General features: G+C 44.9%; 15 protein-coding genes. All 15 read left to right on the top strand.

Annotation, left to right across the window (positions count from 1 at the left end; translation table 11 throughout):
- The first annotated feature begins 11 nt into the window (after window positions 1-11).
- Entirely contained in the window at window positions 12-245 is a 234-nt protein-coding gene (locus tag PHR44_05895; GenBank protein ID MDD4910194.1) for an acyl carrier protein, read from the top strand.
- Between the two features lie 8 nt (window positions 246-253).
- Window positions 254-703, top strand: a complete 450-nt coding sequence (fabZ, locus tag PHR44_05890; GenBank protein ID MDD4910193.1) for a 3-hydroxyacyl-ACP dehydratase FabZ — start codon at window positions 254-256, stop codon at window positions 701-703.
- Complete coding sequence (locus PHR44_05885; GenBank protein ID MDD4910192.1) at window positions 690-1,907, top strand: beta-ketoacyl-[acyl-carrier-protein] synthase family protein; 1,218 nt, start codon at window positions 690-692, stop codon at window positions 1,905-1,907. The genes fabZ and PHR44_05885 overlap by 14 nt, the downstream gene beginning before the upstream one ends.
- Window positions 1,897-3,168, top strand: coding sequence for a beta-ketoacyl synthase N-terminal-like domain-containing protein (locus PHR44_05880; GenBank protein MDD4910191.1), 1,272 nt, complete (start codon window positions 1,897-1,899; stop codon window positions 3,166-3,168). The genes PHR44_05885 and PHR44_05880 overlap by 11 nt, the downstream gene beginning before the upstream one ends.
- 50 nt (window positions 3,169-3,218) lie before the next feature.
- On the top strand, window positions 3,219-3,578 hold the full coding sequence (locus PHR44_05875; GenBank protein MDD4910190.1) for a four helix bundle protein: 360 nt from the start codon (window positions 3,219-3,221) through the stop codon (window positions 3,576-3,578).
- Window positions 3,579-3,683: 105 nt separating this feature from the next.
- On the top strand, window positions 3,684-5,216 hold the full coding sequence (locus PHR44_05870) for an NAD(P)/FAD-dependent oxidoreductase (protein ID MDD4910189.1): 1,533 nt from the start codon (window positions 3,684-3,686) through the stop codon (window positions 5,214-5,216).
- A 647-nt stretch (window positions 5,217-5,863) separates the two neighbouring features.
- Window positions 5,864-8,116, top strand: coding sequence for an ATP-binding protein (locus tag PHR44_05865; protein MDD4910188.1), 2,253 nt, complete (start codon window positions 5,864-5,866; stop codon window positions 8,114-8,116).
- A 10-nt stretch (window positions 8,117-8,126) separates the two neighbouring features.
- Window positions 8,127-8,513: a response regulator gene (locus tag PHR44_05860; protein ID MDD4910187.1), complete on the top strand. Its 387-nt coding sequence runs from the start codon at window positions 8,127-8,129 to the stop codon at window positions 8,511-8,513.
- 419 nt (window positions 8,514-8,932) lie between these two features.
- Window positions 8,933-16,324, top strand: a complete 7,392-nt coding sequence (locus PHR44_05855; protein MDD4910186.1) for a FlgD immunoglobulin-like domain containing protein — start codon at window positions 8,933-8,935, stop codon at window positions 16,322-16,324.
- A 16-nt stretch (window positions 16,325-16,340) separates the two neighbouring features.
- Window positions 16,341-16,778 carry a hypothetical protein gene (locus PHR44_05850; GenBank protein MDD4910185.1) on the top strand — a complete coding sequence of 146 codons (438 nt, stop codon included), beginning with the start codon at window positions 16,341-16,343 and terminating at the stop codon, window positions 16,776-16,778.
- Window positions 16,771-20,595 carry a DUF4329 domain-containing protein gene (locus PHR44_05845; protein ID MDD4910184.1) on the top strand — a complete coding sequence of 1,275 codons (3,825 nt, stop codon included), beginning with the start codon at window positions 16,771-16,773 and terminating at the stop codon, window positions 20,593-20,595. The genes PHR44_05850 and PHR44_05845 overlap by 8 nt, the downstream gene beginning before the upstream one ends.
- On the top strand, window positions 20,592-20,981 hold the full coding sequence (locus PHR44_05840) for an NTF2 fold immunity protein (GenBank protein MDD4910183.1): 390 nt from the start codon (window positions 20,592-20,594) through the stop codon (window positions 20,979-20,981). Before PHR44_05845 ends, PHR44_05840 begins: the two co-directional genes overlap by 4 nt.
- 220 nt (window positions 20,982-21,201) lie before the next feature.
- Window positions 21,202-21,888 (top strand): DUF4329 domain-containing protein, encoded by a 687-nt coding sequence (locus tag PHR44_05835; GenBank protein ID MDD4910182.1) that lies wholly within the window; start codon window positions 21,202-21,204, stop codon window positions 21,886-21,888.
- A 23-nt stretch (window positions 21,889-21,911) separates the two neighbouring features.
- Window positions 21,912-22,298 carry a hypothetical protein gene (locus tag PHR44_05830; protein ID MDD4910181.1) on the top strand — a complete coding sequence of 129 codons (387 nt, stop codon included), beginning with the start codon at window positions 21,912-21,914 and terminating at the stop codon, window positions 22,296-22,298.
- A 56-nt stretch (window positions 22,299-22,354) separates the two neighbouring features.
- The gene (locus PHR44_05825) at window positions 22,355-22,831 is read left to right on the top strand and encodes a transposase (protein ID MDD4910180.1); all 477 of its coding nucleotides are present in this window, start codon (window positions 22,355-22,357) and stop codon (window positions 22,829-22,831) included.
- Window positions 22,832-23,061 lie beyond the last annotated feature (230 nt).

Below are 23,061 nucleotides of genomic sequence, written 5' to 3'. Positions count from 1 at the left end.
GGAGGATTTGTATGGACGAATTGGTAAACCAGATAACACAATTAGTATCGGAGATCATTGAGATCCCGGCAAATGAGATTGAGCCCGATAAGGACTTTGCCGATATGGAAGTTGATTCAATGAAGTCGCTTGAGATTGTGGCGGCAATCGAAAGGAAGCTCAAGATAGTCGTGCCTGAAGACCAGATACCAAAGGCAAGGACGCTGAATAAAATAATTGAGATGGCAAGGCAGTTAAAGGGGTAATAATAAATATGTGGGACAAGGAAAAGGTCAAAAGCATATTGCCGCAGCGAGAGCCGTTCCTCTTCATTGACGAGGTCATTGAGGTGGAAGAAGGCAGGCGCATCGTAGCCAGGAGATTCCTTGACCCAAAAGAGGATTTCTTCAGAGGGCATTTTCCGGGTAAACCGATAATGCCGGGCGTGCTGATCATTGAGGCGATGGCGCAGGCGTCAATAGTGCTTTATTACACAAAGAAGCCGGAGATCGCCCAAACGAATCCGGATTATTATCTGGCGAAGGTAAAAGCGGAATTTTTGTCTCCCGTATATCCCGGCGATACGTTAATATTGGAAGCGGTTAATGTAAAGATCATAGACAAAGGCGGGGTAATAGAAACAACGGCAAGGGTGGGGGATAGGGTAGTGGCTAAGAGCACCACATCGTTTGCCGTTAAAATAAAGAACAATGAAAAGCAATAGGCGCATAGTTGTAACCGGCATAGGCATAGTTTCTTCTGTGGGCATAGGAAGAGAGGAGTTCTGGAGGTCTGTCATCAGCGGTAAATCCGGCATAAGCGAAGTCACCTCCCTTGATACCAGCATCCTCAAGTGCCATAATGGGGGAGAGGTAAAAAATTTTAATCCGAAATCTTTCATCCCCAAAAGAAAGGTCAAATTCCTGGGGAAGGCGTCGCAATTGGCGATCGCCGCGTCTACGCTGGCTTTGGAGGACGCGAGATTGGCCGCTGCTGATATGCCTAAGAAGAAAACAGGCGTATTGGTAGGCACTACCACCGGGGAGAAGCCATTGGAGGAATTGATAGAGGTATGGGCTAAAGGCGGCTTGAAGGAACTTGACCGGCAGAAGATAATGCAGGCGTCGGTGAACAACATTTCCGCCAACGTTGCTCTGCAGTTCAAGGCGCAGGGAGAGAATTTCCTCTTTCCCACTGCCTGCGCCGCGGGCAACTACGCCGTCGGCTACGGCTCTGATTTGATCAGGAGCGGGGCGCTTGATTACGCCCTGGCAGGCGGCTCTGACGCTTTCTCTCACGTGGCATTTGCCGGCTTCCAGCGCATTTACGCGATGGCGCCTGAGAAATGCCAGCCGTTTGACAAGAACAGAAAGGGTATGATACTGGGAGAGGGCTCCGGTATAGTCCTTCTTGAAAACCTTGATTCCGCCCTTAAAAGAGGCGCCGATATCTACGCGGAGGTCCTGGGATACGGCCTTTCCTGCGACGCCTATCACGCTACCGCCCCTGAGCCGCAAAGCATCGCCAGGGCGATGGAGAAGGCGCTCAAAGAATCCGGTATCGGTTATAAGGACGTGGATTACATCAGCGCGCACGGCACAGGCACGCCTTTGAACGATAAGGTGGAATGCCAGGCGATCAAACAGGTATTAAAAGAGCGATATAAAGAGGTAATGGTCAGTTCCATAAAATCAATGCTGGGCCATCCTATGGGCGCGGCGTCTGCCATTGAATCAGCTGCCTGCTGCCTTGCCATAAAAGAAGGTATTGTGCCTCCGACCATAAATTTTGAGACCCCTGATCCGGAATGTGATATTGACTGTGTTCCCAATAAGGCGAGGAAAGCCGCTGTGAGGGTGGCATTGAACAACGGCTTTGCCTTCGGCGGCAACAACGCGACAGTAGTGTTTAAAAAATATGAAGGATAAACGAGTTGTCATAACTGGTTTAGGGCCGTTATCGGCGATAGGCGCGGGCAGGGATAATGTCTGGCATTCTGTGTTGAACAGGGACACAGGCCTTACGCAGGAAGAGTTCTCTCTGGACGGCACATTGATCGATAAATATTTTGCGCATAAGATCAAGGATTTTAATATCGGCAATTTCAATATTGATAAGCAGGTCTTAGCGGATATCCGGCAGTGGAAAGACGGGAGAGAGCCGCAGGATTTGTTTTACCTTATAGCAGCGGCGAAGCTTGCCCTGGATGACAGCCATACAGAGATTGACGGAAACAGGATCGGCTTGGTCCTCGCGCATGAGAATCCCGGCCTGGATGAATTCTATACTGATGTAGTAGATGAGTTTTATAAATTAAAGCAGGAGAATAAGCTTGGGTTTTTCAAAGGTATCAACGAAGGGTTCGCCAAAAGAGGGCACGATCTACAGACATTTGTATTCTTATATTACGCGGCAAAGGCGCTGGGTATTCACGGCTACTCTTTATTTGTAAACAATGCCTGCGCTTCAGGCCTGTACGCGCTTGAGGCAGGGGCAGGCATCATAAAGAGCGGTAAATGCGACTCCGTGATCGTGGCGGCGGCTGACAGGCCGAGCATTTTTAAGCAATCCTGGTTCAGGCGCCTGGGTATGTACGCGCGGGACGGATTGATAAAGCCGTTCGCCAAAAACAGGGACGGGTTTGTCTTAGGCGACGGCGGAGCAGGCATCGTATTGGAGGATTTAAAGAGCGCTAAAAAGAGGGGAGCGCGTATATACGCGGAGTATGCCGGCGGCGCCTTCCATATGGAGGGCTGGAAGATTTCCGTGCCGGATATGACCAGCGATTCATATAAAGGCGTCATTGAAGGCGCCATAAAAAACGCGCGCGTCAATAAAAAGAAGGTGGATTTAATAGTGCCTCACGGAGTTGCCACGCCTGTTACCGACGCATACGAGGCAAAGGCGATCACCGCCGTGTTCGGCAAAAACCCCAAAAGGCCGCTTATCACGGCATTCAAACCCTATGTGGGCCACAATTTAGGCAGCACCGCTTTGTTGGAAACCGCGATCTTGCTTTTATCTTTAGAAAATAACCTGGTGCCTCCGGTATTAAATTGCGGCATACCGGATCCTAAGCTGAATATTACTCCCGTAAGGGAATTCACAAGAATCAATCTCAGGACTGTTGTAAAAACCGCCTGCGGCTTCGCCGGCTTCAACGCGGCGGTGGTATTCAGGAAAATATGAACAATAAAACAAACACTAAACCCGAAACCCTAAACTCTAAATAAACCCAAATGACCCAAACTCAAAACCCAAAACCATATGACTTAGGAGAGAGGACAAAGAAATTTGCAATAAGAGTCAGGAATTATATAAAAGATTTACCGAGAAGTATCGCCGATATTGAAGATGGAGTTCAGCTTATTAGGGCCTCAGGTTCTGTTGGAGCCAATTATATTGAAGCCGAAGAATCCCTTAGCAAGAAAGATTTCATAATGAGAATAAAAATATCAAGGAAAGAAGCAAAAGAAAGCAGGTATTGGCTTGAGTTAACCGAGCCAAAGGACGGTCAAATTCAGGAAAGGGATGCCTTGATCCAGGAGGCAACTGAGTTAACAAAGATTTTCGGCTCCATAGTTGAGAAATCCAAGTAATGTTTTGAGTTTTGTGTTTTATGTTTTGGGTTTGTTTAGTGTTTAGAGTTTAGTGTTTAGGGTTTTGAAGTTGATGATTTATATTTAATTTGAATGGCGACTTAAATGAGCAATAAATACGATGTCATCATAATCGGCGCAGGGATAGGCGGCTTAACCGCAGCCGCCATCTTGGCAAAAAACGGTAAAAAGGTGCTGGTCCTGGAGAAAAACCATGTCGCCGGCGGCTATGCCGTGAATTTCCGGCGGGGAGATTTTAATTTTGACGCCTCGCTGCATTTGATGAATGGTTGTAGTGAAGGAGGGCTTTCTTATAATGTCCTTAAAAAATGCGGGGCACTAAATAGAGTTAATTTTCTAAGGTCGCAATATTTATACCGTTCCATATATCCTGATCTTGATTTCCGATTACCTCAATTTGATTCTTCCGGACAGATAGGTGCTTTAGCAAACTATTTTCCTTCAGAACGGAAAGGTATTGAGAAATTATTTAAGGAAATGGCTAAATTATATTCCGATATAAGAAAGTTTGTGTATTCTGATCTACCCTTGAACATAGAGTCTTCCTTTCTCCCATTTAAATATCGTACATTATTTAAATATCACAATAAACCATACAAGAATTTATTAGACAGGTTTATAAAAGATGAGAGGTTAAAAGTTATAATTGGGCAGTTTTGGCCATATTATGGCCTGCCATTTGATAAATTGTCCTCTGTTTATTTTGTCTTTCCTTCCTATGATTTCTTTCGCAATGGCGGTTATTATTTAAAGGGAGGCGTACAGAGCATTACAGATGCCCTTTTACATAGCACCAAGGAATATGGAGGGGTGGTATTACTAAATTCTAAAATTACTAAGATAGTTCTAGAAAATAAGAACGCAAAAAAGGTTATAACCGATAAAGGCGAAGAATTTTCCGCCAGTTTTTTTATCTCAAATGTTGACGCGCGTATGACTTTTCTTGAATTGATTGGCGAACAATATCTGCCGGTAAAATTTATTAGTAAGATTCGGCAGATGGAGCCGTCAATCTCTATCGCTCAGGTATATTTAGGATTAAACAGAGATTTGAGAGAATTGGGATTTTCAGATTATGAGATTTTTTATAATCCGCATTATGATATTAATAAGCAATTCGCTGCATGTTCCGGAGAGTTTGACATAAAAGATGCATTGTTCTGTTTGACGTTATATTCTAATATCGATCCCGACGCGGCCCCGCAAGGAAAATTCAGCATGGGGATTACTTTCTTTTCTTATTATGACTCTTGGGCTAAATTAACAAAAGAGCAGTACTTGCAGGAGAAAATAAGGGTTTCGCGGGAATTGATCAAGGCCAGCGAAAAGATCATACCGAATCTATCTTCTTATATTGAGAAAGTTGAGGTAGCCACGCCCGTAACGATGGAAAGGTATACCGGAAATTATAAAGGAGCAGTTTACGGGTGGAGCCAGGTTGTATCTCAGAGCGGTATGAACCGGCTAGACAACAGAACCCCCATAAGGAACCTATATTTGGCAAGCGCCTGGACGCGTATGGGCGGTGGCGTATCCATGGTTTTATACGCAGGAGAACAGGCGGCAGAGGCAATTTTAAATAAAAACAAGATAAAAAAAAGTAAGGGTAAGACATGAATCTATTTGCGCTGTCAGGATTATTGGTATCTATTTTTGGCTTAGTGTTGATGTTCGTATCGTTAATATATGGTAAAACCAAACTACATAGAATATTAGCCTTTTTTAACGGCGCTGTACTTCTATGGGGATTGGGTTTATTCATTGCGGGAATATCATCTACCCCATCGAAAGCAATCTTGGGTTGGAAGATTGCGCATCTCGGAGGTATTCCCATAGGTATACTTTTTTATCATATGGTATGTGTGTTTTGCGGCCTTAAAAGAAAAAAGACGGTTCTTACAATTTATGTAACTGGGTTAATCATGCTTTCTCTTATTTTTATGACAGACCTAGTTATAAATAGAGTAAGATTCGCTTTTAATTCAATATATATTAATGAAGGGACGTTATTTTATTTTGCGACTGTAATAATATGGTTATCACTTGTATGTTCAAGTTTCTATGAATTATTAAAATATTTACCGAGTACCAAAGCAGAAAAGCGCCGGCAGACTATTTATATGATTTCGGGATTCCTTATTGGCTTTTTAGGTGGAATTTCAACATTCTTACCGGAATTCGGGCTTGATGTTTATCCAGTAGGCAATTTTAGTATATTAATATATTGTTCAATTATTACTTACGCAATTTTAAAATATAGGTTTATGGATATCCGGATCGCCTTCTCGCGAATAGCCGTCTACGCTATGATCCTTGCTTTAGTTGTAGGTATGCCCATAGGATTCTTGTTAATGAATTTGTTTGCATTGGCTGGTTTAACGGTGGGAGTTTTCTGCTTTATTTTGTCTTTTATTACTTTGGTTGTCGGCAAAACTAAATTACATAGATTATTAATGCTGTTTAATATTGCTGTGACTTTCTGGGGTGTCGGCTCATTTATAGCGGGTGTAGCTACTAGAGAATCGATTGGAATATTAGGTTGGAAGATCGCTCATTTCGGCGGATTTTTTATAGGGACGTTCTTCTATCATCTGGTGTGCGTATTATGCAAGGTATCACGAAGGCGGGTATTACAATTCGCGTATACGCAAGCCATTTTATTCAATATATTAAATTTATGTACCCCTTATCTTATAAATAAGACTAGAGTTGCCTTTGGGATTTATTATAACGAAGTTACGCCGTTACTTTTGTTAGGAATTATTTGCTATGTGTCTTTAATTGTTTTGAGTTATTTTGAACTTACCAGATTCCTTGGAAAATCCAGGGGCACTCAGCGAACCCAAGCTCTTTATATAATATTTGGATTTTTATGCGGGTTTATCGGAGGCACTTCAACATTCCTGCCGGAATTCGGCATAGACATTTTTTATCCTTTTGGCAATTTTGGTATTGTTCTGTATGCCTGTGTTGTTACCTACGCGATCTTAAAATTCCGGCTTCTTAATATCAATATCGCCCTTACCCGCGCCGGCATATTCGTTTTTGTGTATACGCTGGTTTTAGGCCTTCCTTTTGCCCTTGCCACCTGGGGCAGTAGCACACTCATTACCTTATTTGGCGGCAGATGGTGGATAGCGCCTTTAGGGTTAATGGCTGCCTTAGCAACCTCAGGTCCGTATATTTACCTATATATTCAACATAGAGCAGAGGAGCGTCTGTTGTGGGAACAAAATAGGTATCACAATACCCTGAAACAGGCATCCAGAGGAATGACGCGCGTGCGCAACCTTCAGCGGCTGCTGAATCTCATTACTCATGTTCTTACCAAGATAGTAAAGATTAAACGCGTGGCGATCTATCTTTTAGACGAAAAAAATGGCTGCTTTGTCTTAAAATCGCAGAGAGGCAAGGACAGCGCTGCCTATCCGCGGGAAATCAACGCGTCAAGTCCATTGACCACGCTGATGTCCGACATGAAAGAACCGTTTGTATACGATGAGTTAAAACAGCAGGTCCAGGATGAATTTGATACGAATGTTTCCGGCGCGCTTGAACAAATGGCTATGCTTGAGGCGAATATGATAGTGCCGACTTTTCTGGAGGATAAGTTTTTGGGGTTTCTCGCGCTTGGCGATAAATTTTCCGGCAAGCCCTATACGCCTGAAGATATCAATGTGTTTTCTGTGCTCGCCAGCCAGGCGGCCCTGGCAATTGAGAACGCCGAATTCTACCAGGAGGCGCAGGAGATGCAGGAACAGATAGCGCAGGCAGAGAAAATGGCTACCATCGGCACTATGGCAGACGGGCTTTCCCATCAGATAAACAACCGTTTCCACGCTCTGGCCCTGATTTCCGGAAACACGCTGGATACATTAAAGATCTTTGAGAAAGAAAAAGGCGTTCAAGGCAAGGAGATGCGGGAATTATTTGATGAATTAGAATATGCCTTTGGCAGGGTCCAGGCAAATGTTCTTCAGGGAGGCGAAATAGTCAAGGGCCTGTTGAAATACAGTAAGAAAGGCGAAGAAGGATTTAAGGCTGTATCCCTGAGCGAGATCATTGAGAATACGCTGGAAATGGTGCAATACAAGGTCAAGCTGGCGGATTTTGAACTGGTCAAGGATTATCCCGAAAAAGACCATAAAATCTACGGTAATTTAGTCCAGCTGCAGGAAGTGTTCTTCAATTTGATTGATAACGGCTACGACGCGATCAAGGAACGCAAGGAAACGTTAAAGGAAGAGGGATACAAGGGCAGGATAAGGATTTCCGCGCGGCCGGAGGGCAAGTCCCTGGAGATCGTCGTGGAGGATAACGGCATGGGCGTAAAAGAGGGGAATTTGAAGAAGATGTTCACGCCGTTTTTCACTACCAAGGCCACCGCGAACAAGGGGACAGGCCTGGGGCTTTACGTTATCAGGCGCATAATCTCCGAAATGCATAAAGGTTCGGTTGAGGTTGAGTCAGAACATGGCAAAGGCACCAAGTTTATTATCCATTTACCGCTAGCGTAGGAGGTGCAACATGAAGGTTAAACTGATGATTGTGGATGATGAAGCCGATGTTCGAGAATTTGCCGCCAGATTTTTCAGTAAGCGCGATGTTGACGTGTGCATTGCCGCTAACGGCGAGGAGGCGCTGCGCAAGGTAGCAAAAGAGAAGCCGCGGATAATCCTGCTGGATATACTTATGCCGGGAGGCATAGACGGCATAGAAACCTTACGGCGCATAAGGGAAACCGATAAAGATGTCAAGGTAGTGATGGTTACCGGCAGGGAGCCGGAAAAAGACGGCTCCGGCCGTCAGGCGGAAGAACTTGGCGCTGTCAGCTATATCCACAAGCCGCTGCAGCTGGATGAATTAGAAAAAGTCGTAATGAAGCTCGTCAAATCCGCAAGTAAGAAGAAATAATAAGTCCCCTCAACCTTTCATATAAGGTGCTTGACAAGCGGTTTATTATAGGGTATATTTATTATGATTTGTAGGGGACATTTAAATGTCCCCTACGTCAGGGCACGGGTCAGCCCGAAACATAAGGAAAGAACACAGTGCTTAAAACCAAAAGGCCCATAATCCGCGCCATTAAAACAGGGATATTCTGTATATCCCTGTTTTTGTTTATCCTGCCATTTGCATTCGCAGATATATCTGCCTCAGCCAATGTTGGCCTGACGTTAAACGGTATTAGAGGCCGCACTATCATGGCCGGCAGCCGGCCGATTTCATTCACGCTGCGAGTTCAATACAACCGCACAAATCAACTGGTCTTTGGCGCAGAAGGATTACGGGGAAACGCCACTTTAGACGCCCAGACAGGCAGGTTCTACTGGATGCCAGAAGAAACCGATGTAGGAACACACCCTATCACCTTCTGGGTAACAGACGGGGTAGAGACCGACCAAAAGACAGCCGTATACACCATTATACACAACTCCACACCCTACACGGGCTCAGTTAGTCCCGAGGATGAGATAGTCCGTTCCAATGAGCAATTGGAACTTAGCGCCACTTATTTTGACAATGCCGGCTGGCAGGACCTACAGGATGTATATATGTCTATCGGAGGGGCTTACTTTAGGTATAACCTACAGGAGAATAGGTTATATGCTTCGGGTAATCTTTCAGAGTGGAGCGGCGGCTATGCCCCGGGCGCAGAGCGGACCATACAGGTAGACCTGACTGAGTGGCAGGCAACGTTGGACTGCTCTGAAGTCAAGATAAGCGGCTCAAGAAATACGTTAGAGGTCAAATGGCCCATCCTATTCGTAAACAATACCAGCCGCAATATAAGAGAGGTCGTCTCTTTATATGCCAAAGACATAAATAATTTTGAATCTGGCTGGAAGGAGACAAGCGGGATTAAGATTAGAGGGACTAAAAGCCGCATTATCTCTGCTGGACAGATCTCTTTTGGACAGACCATAATAGATACTATTTCTAAACAAAACCCTATTAGAACCTATACTTTCAGCGCCAACAAAGATGATTATATTTCTATTCTAGCGGTTGAGACCCGGGGCGCTCTTTTGCCTTATCTGGCACTTTTGGACTCATCAGGCGCCCCTGTCTTACTAGGACCAGTAATGTTCGAGGTACGAAACTACCTATCAGGCAAACTCGCTTCTTCAGGCACCTTTACACTGATTGTCTCTGATTATACCGGCACAAACACAGGCGATTATGCCTTTACCCTTCAACGGTTCAACAACCCAGGTGGGGTAGTAACAGCTCTCTCATCCGGCCAAACCCGATCTGCTTCCATATCAGCACCTACCGAGATTGACGCCTATAGTTTTACAGCCACATCAGCCAATTGTTTACTTATAGACATTATCAAATCTTCTGGTGAGTTCCGGCCCTACATAGAGGTATATGATACAGAGGGCAACGTTCTTGATTATAGAAGAATAGAGGACTCGGCCTCCTTAAGTATATCTCTGCCACAAGTAGGTACTTATTATATATATGTAATGGCTGGCGATGATTACAAGACAGGCAGCTACTCAATATCCCTGCGCGACGTAAGCAATCCCGAGATTACCGAGCTTGAGTTCGGCTCCACGGTCACCAGCACAATCTCAACAGGCAACTCTTCTGATACTTACGCCTTCAATGTAAACAAAGATGACTACATTTATATCGCTGTTGCCATGACAGAAGGAGATCTTCAACCATGGCTGCAGCCGCAACCTATGTTGGAGGCGCGCGGTTTATTAGGTATTTATTATATTGATTATCAGACAACCGCATACTTATCCGGTAAGATTACTTCTTCGGGCACCTTTAATCTCACCGTTTCAGACTACACCGGTATGCGCGCCGGTAATTATGTGTTAACCGCGCAGCGATTGAATAACCCAGACGGTGCAGTAGAACTTTCAGCCGGCCAAACCTTGTCTGCCGATATATCGGCCCCTACCGAGATAGATGCCTATAGTTTCACATCTACCTCAGATGGTTCTTTACTGATAGATCTTACCAAATCCTCCGGCTCATCCGAACTTTACGTAGAAGCGCATGATACAAAGGGTAATATCTTGGGTTATAAAACCATATATGATTCAGGTACTTTAGGTATCTTACTTCCCGAAGGAGGGCCATATTATATATATGTAATGGATTCTTTGTTATATAACACAGGCAGCTACTCAATATCCCTGCGCGACGTAAGCAATCCCGAGATTACCGAGCTTGAGTTCGGCTCCACGGTCACCGGCACAATCTCAGAGAGCAGCCCCGTTATTTATTACACCTTTAGCGCCGAGAAGGACGACTATATTTACATACCTTTTGCCAATACCGGCGGCAGCCTGCAGCCGCAGCCACAGCTGTTTGATGCTTCAGGTCTCTATTTATCCGAGCCATACGAGGAATTCCCCTTGATGCTGATACCCGGCTGCTTATACGGCAAACTCAATTCCTCAGGCACCTTTACTCTCGCCGTCTCAGATGTTTCCGGCACCAACACAGGTGATTACACTCTGACCGTGCAACGAATGAACAACCCGGGTGGGACGGTAGAGCTTTCGGACGGACAGACATTGTCTGCCTCTATATCGTCTCCTACCGAGATTGACGCCTACAGATTCACCGCCGCCTCGGCCGGTTCCTTAATTATCAATTTGATCAAGACGGGAGGAGAATTTAGGCCTAGCGTGGAGATATATGACAGTCGAGGTGATTGGTTGGGAGCAGGAGACCTCGTCTGGGACTCGACTGCTTCCTTGAATTTCAATGTATCGCTTCCCCGAGCAGGTACATATTACGTATACGTAATAGACGGCACCAGCTACTATACAGGCGACTATTCAACAGGTACCTACTCGATAACCCTGCAGAGCACAAACAATCCCGATATTCCCAACCTCGAATTCGGCTCTACTGTCACTGGAACAATCTCAGCCGACAGTCCCTCTGACACTTACACCTTTAATGCTGACAAGGATGACTATATTTATATTGCTGCTGCCAATACAGGAGGTACTCTTCGACCGCGGTTGCAGCTGTTTGGTTCAGCTACCACATATATTGAATCAGCAAGTACCGATACAACCTTTTATCGGATTGAAAAGGCGGACTCTTCAGGTACTTTCACTTGCATTGTTTCAGATTACACCGGCACCAACACAGGTGATTACACTCTGACCGCTCAGCGGTTCAACAACCCAGGCGGCGCGGTGGATATTACTCCCAACGAGACAGTAACCTCTGAGATCTCCTCGCCTATAGATATGGATGTATACAGGTTTACCGTAAATGAAGGAGATAATTTATACGCGGATATACGTTTCTCTCAAGTCAGCGGTAATAGTTCTTTCTCTCCCTATGTGCGGCTCTATGACAATAAAGGGGGGATGGTTGCTGAGTACGCCTCTGACAGAATAGTTCATTTATTATCAGTTACAGGGACATACCACATTTTAATTTCCGACGATAATGTAGATGCTGCAGGCAGTTATACCATAACCCTGCAGGGCGTAAATAGCCAAGAGGTTCCCAATCTTGAGTTCGGCTCCACAGTTACCGGCACAATCTCAGCCGCCAGCCCCGCAACTACCTACACCTTTAACGCTAACAAGGACGACCAGCTCTATATACCTTTTGCTAAGACAGCAGGCAGTAACTTCAAGCCACATCTTCAGCTGTTTAACTCAAGCGGTGCTCGCATTGATTATGTATCTACCACAGGATCCGCTACCCTTAGTAAGGTACTCCCGGCAACAGACAGATATGCGTTAGTTGTATCGGATTCTACCGGTACAAACACAGGCAATTATTCTCTGACCCTGCAGCGGCTGAATAACCCAGGCGGCGCAGTAGAACTTTCAGCCGGCCAAACCATATCCGCCTCCATATTAACACCTGCTGAAATTGACTTCTATCGCTTCACATCTACCTCGGCCGATTTTCTGTTTATAGACCTTATCAAATCCTCCGGTCAATTCCGACCTTATATAGATATATATAACAGCGAAGGCAAGCGACTGGGCACAACAAGCGCGTATATCTACCCGGAGTCAACTGTCGCTTTCACTTTACGGGTGGCTCTGCCTCAGGCAGGCACTTATTATATCCATGTAGGGAATGACTCTGATTATGGGACAGGCAGTTATACTATAACCCTGCAGAGCGTAAATAACCCCCAGGCCAATCTTGAGTTTGGCTCTACGGTCACCGGCATAGTCTCAGCAGGCAGGCCCGTAACTACCTATACCTTCAATGCCAACAAGGACGACCTGATCTACGTGCCTTTTGCTAAAACAAGCGGTAATCTTAGTCCTCGTTTAAAACTATATAATTCAACTGGTAATCTTATCGAGTCGGCGGATACCAAATACTCCTGGCCGCAAGAAGGAGTTAATCACTTATTGCAACATTTACCTTATTCAGGCAGGTTTATTCTGTCTATTTCAGATCTGACAGGCCAGAATACAGGTAATTATGCCTTGACTCTGCAGCGGCTCAACAACCCGGCAGGAGCAGTTGCCTTAACTGCGGGTCAGACCATAGATACCACTATTTCAAAGCCAACTGAAATAGACGCCTACTCCTTTACAGTAAGCGCAGCAGATGCTTTGATTATAAACCTCACCTGGGCAATAGGGACGTTTATACCTTACATAGTGGTCTTTGACGATAAGGGTAATCCGCTTGAAAGCGATTATACCTATACTTCAACATCTTTAAACGTGCCACTTGCCCGAGCAGGTACCTACTACATCTACGTAAGGGACAAAGATAACTACAAGACAGGCGTGTATAAGATGAGCGTGCAGAGCGTCAACAATCCTGATATTACCCAGCTCTCCTTCGGCACTACAGTCACAGGCGCAATCTCATCCGACAGCCCTACTGCCACATACTCTCTTAGTGTCTCTAAAGACGATAATATCTACATACTTTTTGCCAAGATAGGAGGAGGAGATAAATTCCGGCCATACCTTCGCCTGTTTGACTCCCAAGGTGGAGATATTGCCTCTGGCGATACCCGGACAGCCAGCTGTTTATTTGTCCGGCCTGCTACCGCAGGTACATTCATGCTTACTGTAACCGACCACTCTGGCATACATACAGGCACATATGCTTTAACGGCTCAGCGGATGAATGATCCAGCCCAGGCAGAGGAGATCTCTCTTGGCCAAAGCAAGTCAGGCCTGTTATCGCCCCTTATTCCCCTTAAGTCCTATACCTTTAATGCCAATAAAGACGACTATATCTACGTCGCCTTAGCCAAGACAGGAGGCAGTAGCAATTTTAATGTCTCTGCCGCACTTTATGACGATACAGGCAATCATTTGAATTCAACATCAACCGCAACAGATACAATAGATAACCATTTCATGGAGAAGCTTCCCAAGACAGGCAGATACGCGCTCATTCTTACGGACTATGAATATGTAAATATTATTGACACTACATATGTAAGTTCAGGAAATTATTCCTTTAGCCTGCAGCGGCTCAACAACCCGGCAGGAGCAGTTGCCTTAACTGCGGGTCAGACCATAGACGCCGCTATCTCGGCTCCCGCTGAAATAGATGCCTACTCCTTTACAGTAAGCGCGGCAGATACTCTGATTATAAATCTCATCAAGACAACAGGGGTATTTACGCCTTACATAGCCGTCTATGACGACAATGGCAATCAGCTTAACAGGATTTATACCTCTACCTCAACATCCTTAAGTGTCTCACTTGCCCGGGCAGGCACCTACTACATCTACGCAATGGATTATAATAACTACAAGACAGGCGGGTATAAGATGAGCGTGCAGAATTTAAATAATCCGGCAAATGCAACAAATATCGCCTTCGGCGAGACAGTAACCTCTGAGATCTCCTCGCCTATAGATATGGATGTATACAGATTTACCATAAATGAAGGAGATAATTTATACGCGGATATATGTTTTTCTAAAGTCAGCGGTAATAATTATTTTTCTCCTTATGTGTGGCTCTATGATAACGCAGGGAAGATGATCGCCGACTCTACTTCCGGCAGCATCATTCATTCTTTGCCTGCAGCAGGGATTTATTACATTTTTGTCTCTGACCACAATATTGATGCTAGGGGTAGTTATAGTATTTCTTTATCAAATGAAATTCCTGATATAGGCGATATTTCGGTTATGCCAAATCCCTTTTCTCCGGACGAAAGCGGCACCTGGGTAGACATAGATACAGGAGAAATATTCAACGACCCCGGCCCTAACCGCATCCTGGATGATATCGCCAACATTTCCTTTACAACCACTAAACAGGGCTTTTTTGATATTAAGGTTCTTGACAGTAACGGTCAAATAGTCAGGCAGTTTGTTTATGGAGTATTGACTCCGGAGCCCCAGAGCAACTTGATAAATCTGCAATGGAATGGCCGCGACCAGAACGGCAACCCGGTTCCCAATGGCACATATACGCTTATTGTAAATGCGGGAAGCGTTAACAGACAGAAGGCAGCGACAATTAACGTGAGCAAAAATGTATTTATCACTACTGCCAGAATTACGCCCAATCCCTTCTCTCCGGACGGTGACGGCGTAGACGAAACAACCGCCATTTCTTATAGTCTATCCGAGAATTCTTATGTCAGCGTAGAGATTTATAACCAGCAAAGCGCCTTGGTGAGAAAGTTAACAGACAATCAATTCCTTTCTTATGGTAACCATAGCACAATCTGGGACGGTAAAGACGAGCAGGGCGCATACCTTCCTGAAGGAAGATATACCATAAAAATAGGCGCCAGAGCAGAGAACGGAGAAGAGGTATCTTCTGTTTATCTGAATGTCTCCATATTGTTTATTTCTAACATCCGTATTTCTACGGACAAAATCAATCCTTACACAGGAGGGGCAGTAACCATATCTTATAGAATGTCACACGAAGGCATTTTAAGCATTAAGGTTTATAATAGCAGGGACGAATTAGTAAAAAATATTATTCTAAATCAAGATCGGCAGGCAGGCGCTTACTCAGAGTCCTGGGACGGAAAAGATAACACCGGCAGGATTGTGCCTGATGGTGCATACTATTTTATCATTGAGGATAGCGCAGGCGGCAGGCCCATGGTTGTCTATGACCCGCGCGGCACAGGCGGAAGGGATATCTCTAAAAGCATTACTCTCTCTGCCGGCGACTTTAAGCCGCTTTTAAATCAATTCTGCGTCATAAATTATACTTTACCCCAGGCAGCCAAAATAAACCTCAAGGTCCGCTACGAGAGATATTCTGGCCCGGCTGTCAGGGTGTTAAAATATCAGGAGCCGGTTTCTTCAGGCATGCATCAGATACTCTGGGACGGCAGGGATGAGGCGGGAAATTTTGTTAACCCCGCTGATTTTACCTTTGCTATCTGGGGCTATACATTGGATGAGAATTCTATTATGGTGGTGGGAGGCAGGCCTGTAATCAGCAGGCCGGCTGTCGGGCCGATGCGTTTTAGCCCTTATGACAATCCTTACAGTACATCTGTTTCAGAAAGCATAATTTCTTTTATTCTTCCCAGAGACGCCAATGTTACGATAAATATTTATGATTCTGAAGGCAATCCGGTGCGTAATTTGCTGAATAACCATCCCTGCGCGCAGGGTAGTAATTCTTTTATCTGGGACGGCAGAAATAACCAGGGAAAGTTGTTAGCCGAAGGTTTCTATAGAGCAGTAATCCAGGCGGAAAAAGACGGAAATTACTCGGAAGGTTATACCTTACATACAGAAATTTTCTATTAGCATAAAGGCGGGTAAGATGATGAAGAAGTTTTTTTGGCTTATGGTTTTTATCACTTTGTTTTACTTTAGCGCATTAGCAAAAGAGGCGCCCGACAAACAATTGCTTTTGGAACTAATCTTTCCCAAAGAAAGCACCTCTAAGATGACAGCGCCCGCGCCTAAATTAGAGCCGCTGGAGGTTTACGGGAAAATTTTTGTTAACATCAGCCTCGTTCCTGATAAAATAGAACGGGATAGGTATCTGGTAGAGTATTTTTTAGATGAACAATTGATTCACCAGACTACAGGCATTGAAGAAGGCAGCGATGCGCGGTTCTCCTTCGGTTGTGTTTTAGATACCGCCCAATACGAAAATGGCACGCATAAAATAATTGTTAATTTCTGGGATAAATCCGGCCCCTCGGCCATTGGAATAAAAGAGGTTGTAATCAACAACAAGGAAGCAGATGAATAGCCGCCTCTTAAAGGTTATCTCGGTATTTACGCTTTTCTTCTTTGCCTTTAATATTTTTCTATCTCCAGTAGCATTTGCCGAGCTTCCTTGTTGGAATGACGCCTCGCTTGCTTCCGGGGAGGGCGGAGTAGACGCCTCAGACGCTGCAGCGGCCCAGCCCCCTGATATAAACCAGAAGAACAGGACAGAGGCAGCAGACCCTGTTGACATCTCAAACGGTAATTTCTTCTACCAAAATAAGGACTTATTTGTCCCCTCACGAGGCCTCCCCTTAGAGATAAGGCGTTTCTACAGTAGTTTAGATGCCTACGAGGGCCCATTTGGCATAGGCACAAGCCACAGTTACAACATCTTCCTGTTGGAGTTTTCAGACGGTAGGGAGGATTACGTTCTAAGGCGCAATGCCAACGGCTCAAAGGACAAGTTCCTGCAGAATTCCGACGGCTCTTACACAGCTCCTGCCGGCTGTTACGATACTTTGACCAAAGAGGCAGGCGGCTATGTTATCCATGATAAGCACGGTTTAATCTATCGTTTTGGCTTAGAAGGCCGCCTGAATTCAATTACCGACCGAAACAATAATGTCATCTCTCTGGAGTATGACCCGCAAACAGCCGTATTGAGTAAGGTTAGCGACAGTTCAGGCCGCTTTATTGAGTTTACCTATAATCCTGAACATAAGGTAAGCCGGCTAAGGGACTTCAGCGGCCGCCTGACTTCATATGAATACGATTCAGACGGCAACCCAATCTATGTAACTACTCCTCCCACAGAGGATTATCCCGCAGGCACAACCACCGTATATACCTATGACGATAAACACCGGCTAACCTCTATCGCCGATGCCCGAGGCAGCCAATACCTATCTTTGGAGTATGATGAGGACAGCCGCGTCAAGGAACTTGTCTACGCAGGCGGCAAATACCAATTTACCTACAAGACCAACCTCACTACCCTTATTGACCCCAGGGGTTTTAAGACAGAATACGAACTCAATTCCAACGGCACAGTAAAAAGCCAGAGGCAGTATTATACCGGCACTTCTTATTATCAGACCAAATACGAATACAACCAGGGCCGCGAGCGCACCAGGATAACCTCTCCCAGAGGCAACTGGGTCAAATACACCTATGATAACAAGGGGAACATCTTAGAAATCAGGCGTAAGAAAGCCAACACCCCTGACAGTAATGACCCTGCAAATGACATAGTAACTGCCTTTACCTATGAGTCGAGCTTTAACCAGATTAAGACCGCAACCGACCCCAAAGGCAGCACCACCACCTATGAATACGACTCAAAAGGCAACCTCACAAACATAACCTATCCGGCTGTCTCAGGCAGGACGCCAGAGGTAACCTTCACCTACAATACCTTTGGCCAGCTCACAAGCGTAACCGACTCCAATAACAATGTAACTACCTACGAATACAACCCTGATACCGGCTACTTAATCAAGACAACCGCTGCACAGGGTGCTCTTAACATCGCTACCCAGTTTACCTATGATACTGCAGGCAACCTCAAGACAACGACAGACCCCAGAGGCAACACCACCACCTTTGAATACGACAGCCACAATAACCTGATTAAAGCTATATCCAGCCCGCCTTTTAACTACGAAACCATCTATAAATATGACGAGAATGATAACTTGATTGAACTCCGCAGGCAGACAGGTGAGACGGATAACCCCTGGCAGACAACCTACTACACCTATGATCTTTTAGACCGTATAGAGACCGTAAAAGACGAATTAGGCAATATCACCACCTTTAGTTACGATGCCAACGGCAACCGCAGCCAGGTAGAGGACGCAGAAGGCAACTCTACCTGCTACGAATATGATGAACGTAACCTCTTATGGAAGGTAACCGACGCCGCAGACAACACTACCGAATACTCCTACGACGCAAACAGCAACCTCAAAGAAATTACCGACTCCAAAGGAAATACCACAACCTACGCCTATGACAGCTTTGACCGGCCCATCTCTACCACCTATGCTGACGGCTCAAAAGAGGAATACGCCTATGACTTCAGTTCCAACCTCACAGCCAAGAAAGACCCCAAAGGCCAGATCATCAGCTACGGCTATGACCCGCTTAACCGGCTGGACTTAAAGACCTATCCTGATAAATCAAGCGTTGACTACGTGTATGACATCGGCTCCCGGCTGCTTGATATTATTGATCAAACCGGAACACTACATTACGACTATGATACAGCCAACCGCGTCAGCAAGGTAACTTCTCCCGGCAATAAATCCGTCTTTTATGAATATGACGCCAATTCCAATCGTACTAAACTAACATATCCGGACAATACCTACATTACCTATATATATGATGAACTCAACCGTCTCACTAATGTAGTTGCTCCATTTATGGGGCAAAGCGGGGCCGTCGCCTCCTACACCTACGACCCCCTCTCCCGCAGGACGCGGCTTGACTATCCCAACAACACCTATTCTCTCTACGACTATGACCCAGCCAGCCGCCTGACAACCCTTACCAATGTCTCTAACTCTATACCTAACCCCTATTCCTACACCTACGACAACGCGGGTAACCGCTTGACAATGCAGACAGAACAGGGCGACCACTCTTATGAATATGATAAGACCTACCAGCTAACAGCCGTCAACTACCCTGACGGCTTTGCCTTCTTTGACACTGCCTACGACTATGATGAGACAGGCAACCGCACGACAAACTACACCACCAATAACCTCAACCAATACACAAAAGTCGGCACAACTAACTACGCCTATGACGCAAACGGCAACCTGGCTAATGACGGCAGCTTCGCCTACGCCTATGACTACGAGAACCGTCTAATCAGCGCATCGTCATTGCGACCCGCCACGAATCTTGGCGGGGAAGCAATCTACACATACGACCCCTTTGGCAGGCGCACCTCAAAGACCGTCGATGGCAAAACCACCAACTTCCTCTACGACGGCGACCAAATCATCGCCGAGTATGACGACCAAGGCAACCCAACCAAGAAATACATCTACGGCCCAGGTATTGATGAACCGATCTGTATGATCGGTAGCGGAGGTTTAAACCTCCGCTGCTATTACCACTTTGACGGCTTCGGCAGCGTGACCGCTCTCACCGACTCATCCGGCTCAACCGTTGAATCCTACACCTACGACGCCTACGGCAAGCCATCCACTGCCTCATCCATCGGCAATCCCTACATGTTCACCGGCAGGGAGTATGACCTTGAGACAGGGCTGTATTACTACAGGGCTCGCCACTACTCGCCAATGCTGGGGAGGTTCTTGCAGAGGGATCCCTTTGATTACATGGACGGCTCTAATCTTTATAAGTATGTTCGCAACAACCCTGTAAATTTATTAGACCCTTGGGGATATAGGCCAGGAGATAGGTATCCTACGCAAGATGATGCTGCAAATGATGCTCTCAACGATATCCACGAGCCATCAGTAAGGAAGGACAGAGAAAACGCCGGTTGGATATATCGTAATAGCGATGGAACGTATTCATATACTCCTCCTCGAGAAGGTTCAGCTCACAGTTCGGATCCCGGTCATAAACCACCTAATGGGACTGCATATTATCATTCTCATGGTGCGGAAAGCGGCCCAGATTATGATGATGAGAACTTTTCAAACTATTATGACCGCAGAACGGCCACATGGCAAGGCGATGTACCTTATGCTGATAGTAATGGTGTAGATGGGTATCTCATTACACCAAGTGGTAATAAGAAGGAATATGATCATTCAAAAGAAGAGATCACAGAACCGATAGGATTGAAAGAAGGGACATCTAATAAAAAATGAAACTATTAAAATTATCTTTAGCTGTTATGTTAGTCCTATCTATCTCTGGTTGCTCGGGCAAAATTTCAAATGCATTACAGGAAGAGGGGTTAATGATAACTTTAGAAGAAGCAATAGGGATAGGAAATAAAGAGTTAGAAAGAAGAGGCGATTCTTTATCCGAAAACGATTTGAAGATAACAGCCGATAATGAAGAGATGGCCTGGGAGGAGGTCGATTCATTTTTTCCCATTATTTTACAAGAAAAAATCAGGAAGCTGCATAATGATGGAAGAAAGTATTGGGTAGTTTCATATATACCAAAAAAGCCGATGCTAGGAGGGATTGCAATAATCTTTATTGATCGAACCAATGGAAAAATACTTGATTTTTATGGAGGGGAATAGATAAAAAGGATCTTCAGACGCTCTACATAAAGCGCTGTAATTTACTAGCTTGCAAAACAAATATTTTTGCTCTTTGACAGCTTTGTCCCTCGCTTAACACTTGTTCCGACGATACGTCGGGACTGCGTAAGCTCGGGATAAATTCGCAGGTGGTCTTCGGCCTATAACTTACGTTCGCTAGGCTCCGTAAGTTATCTGCCTATTTGACGGCTTCGGCAGCGTGACCGCTCTCACCGACTCATCCGGCTCAACCGTTGAATCCTACACCTACGACGCCTACGGCAAGCCATCCACTGCCTCATCCATCGGCAATCCCTACATGTTCACCGGCAGGGAGTATGACCTTGAGACAGGGCTGTATTACTACAGGGCTCGCCACTACTCGCCAATGCTGGGGAGGTTCTTGCAGAGGGATCCGTGGGGGCACTTATTTTTAGCTACAAATTTATATTTGTATTGTTATAATAATCCGTTAATCTGGATAGATCCTTGGGGGTTAAAGCCCGGTGATCCCTATCCAACAGAAGATGCAGCTGGAAAAGATGCAGTAAACGATATAAATCCAAAATCAATTTCAGAAGGACGGGAATATGGTGGATGGGTATATGAGAATCCTAACGGAACATACTCTTATACTAAACCGTATCCTGGTAGTAAAGCGGGTACCTCTTTAGGGCCAAGACCATCGGGCGGTAGGGTGGTAGGAGATTATCATACTCATGGTGCAAACGATCCTGGTTATAATAATGAGAACTTCTCGTTACAAGATATAGCGGATAATAGACGGTCAGGAACGACAGGATATTTAGGAACTCCCAGTGGCGCAGTTAAGAAATATGAACCATCAAGTAATCAACAGACAGATATTCAACCTTCAGGAGAAAAACGTAAAGATAAAAAGAAGTAGTTTTAAATTTATAGGAGAGAAATGTGAGAAAAATCTACATAGGGATTACTTTATTGACAATAATTTTTTTAGCAGCATATTTTCTAAAAATATATGGAAATAATATGAATATTACAAAAGAACAAATCATTGAGATTGCTAACAAAGAAGCAATAATGCTCGGATATGATACTAAGATTATGGATATCAAGGTTACTAAATATAATACACCTTGGAATGATTATTTACCAAAAGATTGTAATTCCGATTACTGTATCGAGAGACAGAATAAGCTTATGAATAAAGAGTACTGGGCTGTGTATTATTACTATAAACCTAAGCAAGCCGAAGAGTCATATAAGGGTGGGGATCTTTGTATTTTTGTTAATGCAAACAATGGAGATATAATTACGATATATAGAGGAAAGTAAGTATTGAACCTAGCGGGGGATCGGGTCTAACAGGTACTTTTCATCCATCGCAAAGTTTGCCATCACATATCAAAAAATTCATATCAGATTGCCTGATGAGCAATCATATACACCTGATACTGGAAGTAAACGAAGCAAGCAACCTTTCCAGGTTCATGAAGCGGGTAAACCTGAGGTACGTCTACTATTACAGAAGAAAGTATGCCTACTGCGGCCATCTCTGGCAGGACAGGTTCAAGGCAAAGACTATAGACAATGAGGAATACCTTATTCAATGCGGCAAGTACATAGAACTCAATCCTGTCAGGGCAGGTATAGTCAAGGGGCCTGAAGAATATCGGTTTTCCAGCTATCTCCATTATGCCTATGGAGCAAAGGATATTTTAATTCAAGGCGATCCCTTATACCACAATTTAGCAAGCAGCCAGGAGAGAAGACAGCTTATTTACAGAGACATAATAATAGAAGAGATGACAGAAAAGACCCTAAAGGCAAGAAGAATAATTGAGCACTCAGAACTTATTGCGGTATAATAAATAACAGCAAGGAGAACCGTCCCCGTCCCCTAATGATTGGTTGTATAGTCCGCTCCCCGATAATTCCTTCTATGATCCCTGCAGAAGTAATCCCATTCTTTGTAATGGAGGATATTAAAAGAGTACAAATATGCGGTTATTGAACTAAAAGGAGAAAGATATGAATCGAACGGGCGAAGAATTCTATGACGTTATAGGATATTGCTGGTGGGGTCAAATCATTGTTT

Source organism: Candidatus Omnitrophota bacterium (assembly GCA_028707125.1).
Lineage (GTDB): Bacteria > Omnitrophota > Gorgyraeia > Gygaellales > JAQTUX01 > JAQTUX01.
This window is presented reverse-complemented; position numbering and strand designations above follow the sequence as displayed.